The sequence below is a fragment of the Mycobacterium sp. genome (genome assembly GCF_032162105.1).
Classification (GTDB): domain Bacteria; phylum Actinomycetota; class Actinomycetes; order Mycobacteriales; family Mycobacteriaceae; genus Mycobacterium.
Window position 1 is genome coordinate 1 of sequence record NZ_JAVRPS010000096.1, and the last position, 10822, is coordinate 10822.

10 protein-coding genes are annotated in these 10822 nt (G+C 65.6%); 7 read left to right on the top strand and 3 right to left on the bottom strand.

From position 1 onward, the window contains the following. Positions 1-26: 26 nt before the first annotated feature. Positions 27-1472: an aromatic amino acid lyase gene (locus tag QOC69_RS04605; protein WP_526436828.1), complete on the top strand. Its 1446-nt coding sequence runs from the start codon at positions 27-29 to the stop codon at positions 1470-1472. Positions 1473-1477: 5 nt separating this feature from the next. Here the strand turns inward: QOC69_RS04605 and hutH are convergent, their stop codons facing one another. Next, the gene (gene hutH / locus QOC69_RS04610; RefSeq protein WP_526436830.1) at positions 1478-3031 is read right to left on the bottom strand and encodes a histidine ammonia-lyase; all 1554 of its coding nucleotides are present in this window, start codon (positions 3029-3031) and stop codon (positions 1478-1480) included. 58 nt (positions 3032-3089) lie between these two features. Between hutH and QOC69_RS04615 the strand changes: the two genes are divergently transcribed. The 3 genes from QOC69_RS04615 to QOC69_RS04625 all read left to right on the top strand — a co-directional run bounded on the left by QOC69_RS04615 (position 3090) and on the right by QOC69_RS04625 (position 5051). After that, the gene (locus QOC69_RS04615) at positions 3090-4304 is read left to right on the top strand and encodes a DUF7373 family lipoprotein (RefSeq protein ID WP_526436832.1); all 1215 of its coding nucleotides are present in this window, start codon (positions 3090-3092) and stop codon (positions 4302-4304) included. Positions 4305-4437: 133 nt separating this feature from the next. Then, positions 4438-4749 (top strand): hypothetical protein, encoded by a 312-nt coding sequence (locus tag QOC69_RS04620; RefSeq protein WP_526436834.1) that lies wholly within the window; start codon positions 4438-4440, stop codon positions 4747-4749. After that, entirely contained in the window at positions 4746-5051 is a 306-nt protein-coding gene (locus QOC69_RS04625; protein WP_526436836.1) for a hypothetical protein, read from the top strand. The genes QOC69_RS04620 and QOC69_RS04625 overlap by 4 nt, the downstream gene beginning before the upstream one ends. A 7-nt stretch (positions 5052-5058) precedes the next feature. Here the strand turns inward: QOC69_RS04625 and QOC69_RS04630 are convergent, their stop codons facing one another. Both QOC69_RS04630 and QOC69_RS04635 read right to left on the bottom strand, forming a co-directional pair. Further along, positions 5059-5760, bottom strand: coding sequence for a helix-turn-helix domain-containing protein (locus QOC69_RS04630; protein WP_526436838.1), 702 nt, complete (start codon positions 5758-5760; stop codon positions 5059-5061). Beyond that, the gene (locus tag QOC69_RS04635) at positions 5751-6905 is read right to left on the bottom strand and encodes a substrate-binding domain-containing protein (RefSeq protein ID WP_526436840.1); all 1155 of its coding nucleotides are present in this window, start codon (positions 6903-6905) and stop codon (positions 5751-5753) included. Before QOC69_RS04635 ends, QOC69_RS04630 begins: the two co-directional genes overlap by 10 nt. Before the next feature lie 259 nt (positions 6906-7164). On the opposite strand from QOC69_RS04635, the gene QOC69_RS04640 reads away from it, so the two are divergent. From QOC69_RS04640 to QOC69_RS04650, 3 genes are read left to right on the top strand one after another with little or no spacing between them, the layout of a single operon-like run. Further along, on the top strand, positions 7165-8202 hold the full coding sequence (locus QOC69_RS04640) for an autoinducer 2 ABC transporter substrate-binding protein (RefSeq protein WP_526436842.1): 1038 nt from the start codon (positions 7165-7167) through the stop codon (positions 8200-8202). Between the two features lie 27 nt (positions 8203-8229). Further along, complete coding sequence (locus QOC69_RS04645; RefSeq protein WP_526436844.1) at positions 8230-9741, top strand: sugar ABC transporter ATP-binding protein; 1512 nt, start codon at positions 8230-8232, stop codon at positions 9739-9741. Further along, entirely contained in the window at positions 9738-10760 is a 1023-nt protein-coding gene (locus tag QOC69_RS04650) for an ABC transporter permease (RefSeq protein ID WP_526436846.1), read from the top strand. The genes QOC69_RS04645 and QOC69_RS04650 overlap by 4 nt, the downstream gene beginning before the upstream one ends. Positions 10761-10822: the final 62 nt, after the last annotated feature.

Genomic DNA, 10822 nt, shown 5'->3' on the forward strand with positions numbered 1-10822 from the left:
CTGCGATAGAGGATCGAGGAGAAAAAATGATCGAGCTGGACGGGACCGGCAGGGTTGGCGACGTCGTGACGCTCGCCGACGGACGCGATCAGGTCTCGGTCTCCGCGACGGTCGCCTCGACCATCGCGCACGTGTACGACCAGGCAGCCGACCTGAGCACGCGCTACCCCACCTACGGGCGCACCACCGGTGTCGGCGCGAATCGCAGCACCCCGGTTCTGTCCAGCGACCAGAGCTACGGGATGCGCCTCCTGCGCAGCCACGCGGCCGACGCAGGCGATCCACTCGACGACAGGACGGTCCGGGCGATGCTCGCGGCGCGCCTCATGCAACTCTGCGTTCCCGGCGCTGGACTCGACCCGGCGATCCTGGACGGGCTTGTCCGAATGCTCAACCAGAACGCGCTGCCGGAGCTGCTCCATTACGCATCGATCGGCACGGGTGACCTGGCGGCTCTCGCCGGAACCGCGCTGACGTTGATCGGTGAGAGGCCGGCCACCAACCCGTTGACTCCGATGGATCCGTGGGGGGCCGACAGTGCGCTGCCCTTCATGAGCAGCAGCGCGCTGACCGTCGGCCGTAGTTGTCTCGCAGTGGCTGAACTGGCCAGACTCGAACGGGCATCGAGCGTGATCTACATGCTCAGCTTCCTCGCGCTCGACGGAAACCCATCGGCGTTCTCGGCGGCAGCCGCACGGGCCGCGGCCGCACCGCAGGTGGATGTGGTCGCTTCCCGATTGCGGGAGTTGTTCGCTGGCGCTGGGCATCGAGATCACAGCCCGGCACGCATCCAGGATCCGTACGGGTTGCGGGTCTACCCGGTCGCCCAGGCAAGTGCCGTCGCAACGCTGACTTCGCTTGCCGGGCAGCTGGAGCGGACGCTGAACACGGCGCAGGAGAATCCACTGTTCGATCCGGAGGGTGACCAGGTAGTCCATCACGGTGCCTTCTACCAGGCGTCCTTGTCACTCGAACTCGACGGCACCACGTTGGCGATGGCTCTGACCGCGCCGATCACCCATTCCCGAATCCGAATGCTCAACGACCCGGAGACCAACGGCAGCAATGCCTTTCTGGCCGCCGCCCAAGACGGATCGTCCGGCCTGATGATGGTCGAGTACGTCGCCGCGGGTGCAATCGCCGAAATCCGCGCGGCGGCGCAACCCGCCTCCGTCGGCACGCTCGTGCTGTCGAGGGGCATGGAGGAGGACGCCACCTTCGCCTCCCAGAGCGCGCTTCAACTCGAACGGTCGGTGGCTGCCTACCGGGTCCTGCTGTGTTGCGAACTGGTCGGGGCGGTACGCCTGCTGCGGCAACGTGGTCTGCACGACCGCTTCACAGGTGTCGCCGGCCAAGCCGTCGCGCTGGCCGCAGACCTGCCCTGGAACGACGACGACCGGGATCTCCGTGGCGACCTCGCGGCAGCGGGGGTGCTTCTCGACGACCTCGGCAGGCTCCTACCCGATGCCTGACGACGTCAGGCCAGCGGGCCGGTAACCGATTCCGCGGCGGCGACCAGTGATCCGTCGTGCGCGAGGTCGACGACCGCAGCGATCTCGGGTGCGAGGTGTCGGTCGGCGCCGGGGCCTGCGACCCGTGAGCGGACGGCGGCGATGACCGCGCCGGTAGCCGGTGCGGGCAGCAGCGGTGCGCGCATGTCGATGCCTCGGGCCGCGGTGAGCACCTCGATGGCGAGTACCCGGGTGAGGCCGTCGATCGCCCTGCGCAGTTTGCGGGCCGCCGACCAGCCCATGGATACGTGGTCCTCCTGCATCGCCGACGAGGGAATCGAGTCGACGCTGGCGGGGCTGGCCAAGCGTTTGAGCTCGGAAACGATTGCGGCCTGGGTGTACTGGGCGATCATATGGCCGCTGTCGACGCCAGGGTCGTCGGCGAGGAACGCGTTGAGCCCGTGATTGCGGGAGGCGTCCAGGAACCGGTCGGTACGTCGTTCACTGATGCTGGCCAGATCGGCGACGACGATGGCGAGGAAGTCCAATGCGTAGGCGACCGGTGCTCCGTGAAAGTTCCCGTTCGATTCAACCCCGTCGTCGGTGACGACGGGATTGTCGATGATGCTGGCCAGTTCCCAGTTCGCGACGTTGCGGGTATGCGCGACGGTGTCGCGTGCGGCGCCTGCGACCTGCGGTGCGCACCGCAGTGAGTAGGCGTCCTGGACCAGCGGGCAATCCGGTCCACTGTGGCTGGCGACGATCGGTGAGCCGGCGAGGATTCGGGTCATGTTCGCCGCGGCGACGGCTTGGCCGGGTTGAGGCCGCAGGGCCTGCAGGTGCGCCGCGAAGACCTTGTCGGAACCGAGCAGCCCTTCGACGCTCATCGACGCCGATACGTCGGCCAGTACGAGCAGCCGGTCCAGGTCGGTCAACGCCAAGACCAGTTGTCCGAGCATGCCGTCGGTGCCGTTGATGAGGGCGAGGCCCTCCTTCTCGGCGAATACGATCGGTTCGATGCCATGTGCGGTCAGAGCTTCCGCGGCAGGCACCAGCGCGCCGTCGACGGTGCGGACGTGGCCTTCGCCCATGATCGCGAGGGCCACGTGCGCGAGGGGTGCGAGGTCGCCGGAGCAGCCCAGGCTGCCGTACTCGTAGACCACCGGTGTCAGCCCGGCTGTGAGCAGGCCCGCGTAGGCCTGCGCAACTTCGGGCCGGATACCGGTGCGGCCGGTGGTCAGGGTCGACAATCTCAGCAGCATCATCGCGCGGATCACCTCGCGCTCGACCTCAGCACCCGATCCCGCGGCATGGGAGCGAATGAGGCTGCGTTGCAGCTTGGTTCGAAGCTCGAGCGGAATGTGGCGGGTTGCCAGGGCGCCGAACCCGGTGGAAATGCCGTACACCGGGACCGGGTCGTCGGCGAGCGCCTCGATGCGGGTACGACTCGCAGCCATGGCGGCCAGGGCGTCGTCTCCGATCGTCACGGGGGCGTTGCCGCGCGCCACGAGCACGACGTCTTCCATGGTGGTCGGGGCGATACCAACGACGACGGGTGCCAAGAGGGCTGATTCGGCCATTCGATGATTGTGCACGCCGCCCATTAGGTTGGACGACGGACCATCGACAGGAGATCTGATGCGGCGCAGTCTGCAATTCGGTGCCCTCGTTGCCAGCGCGCTGGTGATGGTCTCGTGCGGCTTCAACACCAGGGACGCCGGCGGCACCAGCCCCGCCACGGGAACCGCTGCAACGACCGCCGCGCCTCCCGCCATCGTGAGTCCCGAACTTCTCGACGTCGGCACCTACCCGACCGTGCCCCGTCCGCCGCTGGGCGCCGCGGGTGATCCCACCGCAGGGGCGGTCGCCGACGCGAAACAGATGGCCAACTTCGTCGTCGGCCCATGGGACGTCGACCAAAGCCTGATCAGCCCGTATCTCGACAGCTTCTATTTGATCAGCAATGTCGCCGCACTATTGCAGCTCGGGCCGGAAGCCGTTGCGGGTGCCGCGGGTCGGCATGGCCTGATCAACGGGTTCGCCTCGGAACGGCAGGCGCCCGACAAGAGCGCGATGGTGAACGCGGTGTTGCGGTTCGCCGATCCGGCCGCGGCCGCGGCGGCCAGCACCGACATGGGCGATGCTGCCACGAAGCAGCCGATCCAGGGTTCCACGCCGACGGGCGCGGCCATCCCCGGACATCCCGAGGCGGTCGCCTCCACCTACCCGTTCACCCCACACGGGTCGGACCGGACCTGGGCGACGATCCGGTCGTTCACGGCGCACGGGCCCTACGTGCTCATGCAGTTCGTCCAGTCCGTCGACGGCTTCGATCCCGCCGCTGCGCTGGTCGCCAAGGCCATCGACGCTCAGGGCCCGTCGATAGATCAATTCAAGCCCGCAGACCCTGGCGCCCTTGCCTCAGTCCCGTTGGACCCCACCGGATTGCTGGCCAAGACCCTGCCGCCGACGTCCGCCGTCGGCAGCGCGAAGAACGCCGTCTACGACACTCGCGGTGCCGCGCACTTTCAGAGCGATCCGATCGCTTCGACGACCCTGTTCAAGGACACCGGGGTATCGGAGGTGGCGATGGCCAAGACGAACGTCTACCAAACCAAGGATGCGTACGGCGCGGTGGCCGTCACCGACTCGTTCGGCCAAGAGGTTTCTGCAGAAGGCACCAAACCCGCGGACCCGGTGCTCGCCCTTCCGGACAGTCACTGCATGGCGTTTCCGAAGGGGTTCTACTGCGTCGCGGCGGCTGGGCGGTATGCGATCGAGGCCAGAGGTGAGCAGTTGCGCGACACGCAGCAACAGGTGGCCGCCCAGTACGTGATGCTCACCGCCCGCTGAGCGCCGAACGGGGAGCAATAGTCGGGTAGTCCACTACGCGTGTGCGCGAACCCGGTGCGCAACACGATGGGTTTGGCGGAAGCGACCCATCGGGGGCCGCGACTACTCGACAGGACGATCGATGATCACAGGTATGCAATCACGGATCATTTGGGCTCACGACAGCGGCACGACTGCCGAGGTGAACATCCCCGCACAGGGAGCCATGGCCCAGATCACTCTCGGCCAGGCAGACGGTGAGGGACTGTGCAATTCGGGCATCCGCGCCTTCCGCACTAGGCCGAATCCGGCAGGGCCCGACACTGTCACCGATTTCGGCGACAACTTCTACAACTGGCCCAATTCGGTGTTCGACACGAACCTCAGCAGCGTCACCTTCGCGCTGGCGCTTGGCCAGCGTCAAGAAGGCACCGGCGTGTGCAACTTCTTCTTCTGGAGGCCATGATGATGTTTCCCAGCTCAACCGTCGGCGCCGGCGATGACGTCGAATCCCACTACGCCTGCATTGTCTACGATCAGGAGACCGGCGGAATCCATCACGTCCATCACGTCATCAATCTCGTTGGCGCAGAAGCTCCGACCCACGAAGAGATGACACAGCGCGCTCACGCCAACGCGCCAAGCGACCGACGTTCGGGCCTGACCGTCGTGGTCGTCGAAGGTGACCAGATCGAACGGGGTAAGTCGTACCGCGTCGACCACACCACCAAAGCGCTGGTGATCGAGCGGGATCGAACCACCAGCTGAACGGTGCTCACCCTGCGCTAGCTGCGACGGCCAAGGCCCGCGCGGCTTTACGGACGAGCACGGAATCGGACCAGCGATCGGGTAAGTGCAAGGTCAACGCCAAACGGGTACCGGCAACGGCGCAGGCGAGCTGTCGCCCGGTCTGGGCGGAATGCGATTCGTAAACACCCTTGCGCTGTTTGCGCCTGAGGGCGAGGGTGTCGTCCACCTGTTCATCGTTGATGCCGAGGTGGTCGGCGGCCACCCGAACCAGCTCCGTGGCTTCGGACAGTGGTACCGACGACAGGATGGCGATCGCTCCCGCGGTGTCGGTGGCGTTCGTGCGTTGACCGGGACGTGGGGTCAGGGGGAGTGGGCGTCGGCCCTGGCGGACATCCAGGCAAATGATCTGGTTGCCAAAGAGTTTGACGACGGAGATGGTGTGTCCGTCGAGGTCGGGCGTGCGTCCGCAGGCACGGAAGAGCCGGTCCACTGCCGCATCCGGGTCGGACAGGGCGGCCCAGCGCGCCCCGGTGTGTAGGTGACCGTCCATGCTGCGCCTGATCAGACCTTCGTCTTCAAGGGCCCCAACGAGGTCGGCGATCGAGCTCTTGGCCAGTCCGAGTGCGCCGCTCAGCGCCGTCGGTGTGTCCGCGTCTCCGAATGAAATCGCGTCGAGGATTCGAGCGCCGCGATGCACGGCGGGCGTACGCGGTCCGTCTATCCCCACGGCTGATACTCCTGGACGTTCTGGGCGTCGAGCAGTCGGGGCTGGATGTAATGCGATTGCCGCACCACGCCGATGCCGCCGTGCAGGGCACTTCCGATCTCGATGGCCGCTCGCACCAGCGCCATCGGGTCCTGTGTGGCGGTGGCGACAATTGGCCCCCCAGCACGGATCTGGTCGACGGCGCCCTGGGCCCCATCGACTGCGACGATCGGTACGAACAGGTTGCGGCGGGCCAGCACGCTCGAGATGCCAATGGCGATCTGGTCGTTGGCGGCGAAGAATCCGTCCACAGTGGGGTGGGTGGCAAGGATCTCCTCGGCGGCCCTCTGCCCGGAGAGCGCGTCCAGCTCGCCTCGGCTGGTTACCACCGCGGTCAATTGGGGGTATGCGGCGATTGCTCCGAGGAACCCGGCCACCCGGTCGGCGTTGGCGGTGATCGAGATTCCGCCGACGACGGCGATCCGACCGTGTCCTGAAAGTGCTTTCGCCAGTGCCGTTCCGGCCAGTGAGCCGGCCTTCGTGTTGTCCGTCGCAACGACCGCGTCGGCGCCACTGACGGCTGAACCGATCGCAACGACAGGGATCCGGGCGGTGTGCGCTTCGGCGCACGCGGCTTCGAGCCCTTCCGACACCACCGGCTCGACCAGTATCAGATCGACGTCGGCCGAGACGAACTCGCGGATCTGTTGGGACTGGCGTTCCTTGTCCTCCTTGGCGCACCGCAGGTCGAGGTTGGCGCCGAGCCGGGTCGCTTCTGCTCGCACGGTTCTGATCTCGGCCAGGAAGAAGCTCTCGTCGACCGGGTAGCTGAACCCGATGTCGTGTAGCGGCCGGCTGTGCGCCCTGGCCGCCGAGCCGAACTCGAAGACTCGTGGGCCCAGCGCGTAGGTGCCGTCCACTCCGCGGACCAGCACGTGTTCCTCGGTCAGCGCGTGGCAAATCCCCATCACACTGCTTTTCGGAAACCCGGTCAACTGAGCTAGTTCAGCCAGCGGCATCGGACGTCCGGCGTCGCAAATGCTCTGCAGCACTGTCGCCGTGCGGATGAGAGCGGGCACCCTGCCGCCGCGCCGCGGGTAGGGCTCAGAAGCGATCCTTGGGGCCGGCACCAGGGTCAGAATAGTCGACCCGCAACCGTTCGCCACGTCGAACCTGCCCCGATGGTCGTTTCATTGATCGGTATATGACGCGAAAAATGAAATGCCAAGCAGTGTCGAGACTGTTGACAACATCACACCCACCTGCCTAATGTGATGTTTCATTACCCGGTGTGTAGTACGAAATATGAAACGCCCGATAAGTCCCCGGGTGTCCGCCTCGCCGAATTCGATCTGGTGAGGCGCACGTAGTCGATGTCGTCCGGGCACGGACACGTGGTCCCAATCCAGTTCGGAGGAGAAGTCGATGAAGATTTCCCAGCGCGTTGTCGGCTGTTTATGTGTCGCGTTGGCGGTCACCATGATCGCCGGCGGGTGCACCAAGAAGAACGAGAACGGCACGTCAACCGGAGGCAGCGCCTCCTCCGGAGGCAAAGTCAAAGTCGCCTTCGTCCCGAAACTGCAGGGATCCCCGTACTTCGAAGCGATGGACGCCGGCGCAAAGCAGGCCGCAACGGCTCTCGGTGACATCGAGTGGCTCTACCAGGGCCCGACCTCGGCCGATGCCGCCGCACAGGCGCAGGTCGTGCGGTCCTTCATCCAGCAGAAGGTCGACGTGCTGGTGATCGCACCCAACGACCCCGACTCGATGGCACCGCTGATGAAGGAAGCGCAGGCCGCCGGCATCAAAGTCATGACCGCCGACACCGACGCTCCCAATTCGGTCCGCGAAGCATTCGTCAACCAGGCCACCGCGGAGGGAATCGGGAATACCACCGCGGAGACCCTCATGACAGCGATGGGCGGAAAGGGCAAGTGGGCCATCGTGTCCTGCGGTGAAACGGCCGAGAACCTGAACTCCTGGATCGCCGCGGAGAAGGCGTACGTGTCTCAGAAGTATCCCGAGGCCGAACTCATCGATGTCGTGTACTCCGGTGAGGACCAGGCCAAGGGAACGCAGATGGCCACCGACCTGATGAGCGCGCACCCCGATTTGACCGGTCTCATCGGGCAGTGCACCACCTCGGCCGTCGGCGTCGCTCAGGCGGTCAAGGACGCCGGGAAGATCGGGCAGGTCTTCACCGTTGGGATCGGCACCCCGAAGTCGATGAAGCCATACCTGGCCGACGGATCCTCATCCGGCTCGATCCTCTGGAATGTCCAGAACCTCGGCTACCTCACGGCGTGGGCAGGCGAGCAGCTCGCCGCCGGAAAGGCCTTCGCCCCGACCAACAAGGTCAACGACGACCTGCCTGCCGTGAAATGGGATGAGGCCAGCAAGACCCTGGTGCTCGGTGATCCCTTGCTCATCACGACCAAAAACGTGGACCAGTTCAACTACTGATCGATCACCAGCATCATTGGAGATGCCTTGTCGAACACACGACTGAGCCTCACCGGGATCGTCAAGAGCTACGCCGCTGTCAAGGCAATCAGGCACGCCGACTTCGAACTCCAGCCGGGACAAGTTCACGCACTGGTCGGGGAGAACGGAGCCGGCAAATCCACGCTGATCAAAATCATCTCCGGCGCCGTCACCCCCGACGCAGGCAGCATCACCTACGACGGGCAGCCGCTGACGATTACCTCGACCGTCGATGCGATCGATCTGGGCATCGCCACCGTCTACCAGGAACCGCAACTGTTCGCCGAACTTACCGTCGCCGAGAACATCTTCCTCGGCCGTGAGATCGTCAAAAGGGGACGAGTGGACTGGGCTGCGCAGAACGAAAGAGTGGTCGGACTCCTCGACACGCTTGATCTACCGCCGGAACTCGCCACCGTCACGGTTGGCAACCTGTCGGTGGCCACTCAACAGCAAGTGTCGATCGCCAAAGCACTGGCAGGCAAGCCCGGTGTCCTGATCCTGGACGAACCCTCCGCCATCCTCACCGACGCCGAAATCGACGTCCTCTTCAGCGTCATCCGCAAACTCGCCGATGAAGGCGTTGCCGTCATCTACATCTCCCACCGACTCGACGAACTGATCAAGATCGCCGACCAGGTGACCGTCATGCGCGATGGCAGCACGATCGGCACTTACCCCATCGGGGAACTCTCGGTGCGTCGGATGGCTGAACTCATGGTGGGAGAGGCGCTTTCAGACGAACGCAGTCCGCGCGCAGTACCAGACGGGCCACCGGTCCTTGAACTGAAATCACTCGCGCGGGTCGGCCACTTCGATGACGTGAGCCTGCAATTGCGGGCCGGTGAGATCCTCGGCCTCTACGGCCTGATCGGTTCCGGCGTCGCTGAGATCGCCGAATGCATCCACGGCCTCGCAAGAGCCAGCGGCGGGGAGATCGTGCTCCAGGGACAGACTGTCACTCCTCGCACGCCGCGGCAGGCTGGGGAGGCGGGTATCGCGCTGCTGCCCGCCAACCGCAAGACCGAAGGCATGTTCTCGTTCCAGTCGATCGCATTCAACATCTCGGTCGGGCATCTCCCTCGCCTCTCATTCGGCCGGGCATTCGTGGACAGGCGCAAAGAACACACCGTGGCCAAAGACCTGATGAAGCGACTGGCGGTGAAGGCGCCGGACGAAAACTACGCCGTCGGCAACCTTTCCGGCGGCAACGCCCAGAAGGTCATGCTCGCCCGGCAACTCGTCGAGCGGCCCAAACTGCTCCTCCTCGCCGAACCGACCCAGGGGGTGGACATCGGAGCCAAGGAGGAAATCCACCGCATCATCGCCGATCTCGCTGCCAACGGCACGGCGGTCCTGATCGTGACCTCCGACCTTCAGGAGGCGCTACGGATCACCGACCGGCTCCTGGTCGTGCGCGCGGGAACGATCACCGCGGAGTTCGGGCCCGACGCAAGACAAGTCGATGTGCTCGCTGCGGCCGCGGGCGACGCCGGAGAGGCGGGCCCAGCAGCATGAGCATCACCGTCGATCCCAATGCCGCCCCCACCGCACCACCGGTCCGGGGCCGAGGCCGCGTGTTGCCTGCACCCGTGACGCCGGCCGAGATCGTCCTCGTCTTGGTGCTTGTCGTGCTCTGGGCCGCACTGGCTTTCGCCACCCCGGCCTTCCTCACGGCCGGCTCGATCATCCCGTTGCTGGTCGAAGTGGCCCCGGTGGCGCTGATCGGCATCGGCATGACGTTCGTGATCATCGCCGGTGGCATCGACGTGTCCGTCGGCGGCGCGATCATGGTGTGTTCGGTCGTGACCGCCAAGCTCATGCGCGATCACGGCCTGCCGCTCATCCTGTGCGTGGTGGTGGCGATTGCCACCGGCGCGGTGCTCGGTCTGATGAATGGGTTGCTCATCGCCTACGGACGCGTGCACGCCATCATCATCACCTTCGGCACCGCGAACGTGTTCCTGTTCATCGGCCTCCAGATCTTCGGCTCACAGCCCGTCAGCGGCATGCCGAACACCCTGGCCTGGTTCGGCCGTGGCGTCGACGGTCAAACCCTCGGATTGCCGCACAGCTTCGCCATCACGGTCCTGCTCGCCGCCGTCGCCTGGTGGTACCTGCGGCACACCGCAGGCGGTCGTCATTTCCTCGGCATCGGAGGAGACGCCGTCGCCGCCCGCCTCGCCGGAATCAGGGTGCAGCGCCGGGTCCTGCTGACCTACGTGATCACCGGCGTACTGATCGGACTGGCCTCGATCTTCACCCTGGCCAAGGGCACCTCGAGCCTGGACCAATCCGTCGGAAACGGACAAGAACTGGCCGTCATCGCCGCAGTGGTGATCGGCGGTACGTCGATCATGGGCGGCCGCGGGTCCGTGCTCGGCACCCTCCTCGGTGCGCTTCTGGTCCAAACCGTGAAATCCGGTGTCACCCAACTCGGCTGGCCCTCACAACTGTCCGACCTCTTCGTCGGAATCTTCATCGTCCTCGCTGTCGGAACCGATCTACTGCGCCAACGCGCGAGGAGGTCGGCGTGAGCTTGGACACCGCCTCGCCCATCACCGAGAAACCTGCTGCCCGGCCGCTGGCAAACCGGATC

Excerpts from the sequence above, each read along its gene's own strand:
- QOC69_RS04640 (WP_526436842.1), top strand. The coding sequence starts at position 7,165 with ATGAAGATTTCCCAGCGCGTTGTCGGCTGTTTATGTGTCGCGTTGGCG.
- QOC69_RS04620 (WP_526436834.1), top strand. The coding sequence starts at position 4,438 with ATGCAATCACGGATCATTTGGGCTCACGACAGCGGCACGACTGCCGAG.
- QOC69_RS04605 (WP_526436828.1), top strand. The coding sequence starts at position 27 with ATGATCGAGCTGGACGGGACCGGCAGGGTTGGCGACGTCGTGACGCTC.
- QOC69_RS04625 (WP_526436836.1), top strand. The coding sequence starts at position 4,746 with ATGATGATGTTTCCCAGCTCAACCGTCGGCGCCGGCGATGACGTCGAA.
- QOC69_RS04650 (WP_526436846.1), top strand. The coding sequence starts at position 9,738 with ATGAGCATCACCGTCGATCCCAATGCCGCCCCCACCGCACCACCGGTC.
- hutH (WP_526436830.1), bottom strand. The coding sequence starts at position 3,031 with ATGGCCGAATCAGCCCTCTTGGCACCCGTCGTCGTTGGTATCGCCCCG.
- QOC69_RS04615 (WP_526436832.1), top strand. The coding sequence starts at position 3,090 with ATGCGGCGCAGTCTGCAATTCGGTGCCCTCGTTGCCAGCGCGCTGGTG.